The organism is Micromonospora sp. DH13 (assembly GCF_020873825.1).
Classification (GTDB): domain Bacteria; phylum Actinomycetota; class Actinomycetes; order Mycobacteriales; family Micromonosporaceae; genus Micromonospora; species Micromonospora haikouensis.
Window position 1 is genome coordinate 1 of record NZ_JAHWGR010000112.1, and the last position, 410, is coordinate 410.

Annotated in this window: 1 protein-coding gene; it reads right to left on the reverse strand. The window is 71.2% G+C overall.

Translation table 11 applies throughout. From position 1 onward, the window contains the following. Positions 1-248: 248 nt before the first annotated feature. Positions 249-410 (reverse strand): tyrosine-type recombinase/integrase (locus tag LPA42_RS33485; RefSeq protein ID WP_228987157.1); only part of this gene is annotated, 162 nt, incomplete at its 5' end.

Consider the following 410-nt stretch of genomic DNA (forward strand, 5'->3'; position numbering starts at 1 on the left):
GACCCGGCCGGCGACGTACTTGACCAGCGGTGCGTAGTGGAGGATCAGCCGGTCGCGCAGCGCAGGGTCACGACCGGCCACGTAGTCCCGCCACAACGCGGCGATGGCCGCGTCGGCGTCGTCGTTCGGGTTCTCGAGGGTGTCGATCGTCGCCTCGGGCACGGTGGAGCTCCCCCGCTCGCTGTTGGGTCCGCCGCGACGGCCCCTGATGGGCATCGCAGTCCAGTATTCGGCACCCCTGTGCTCCATCACGCGCGCGGATGGGCCTGCGCGTGCACTGCGCGGAGCCGTTCGACCGTCACGTGCGTGTAGATCTGCGTCGTCGCGAGGCTAGCGTGCCCGAGCAGTTCCTGGACCGAGCGCAGGTCGGCGCCGCCCTCCAGCACGTGTGTCGCCGCCGAGTGCCGCAG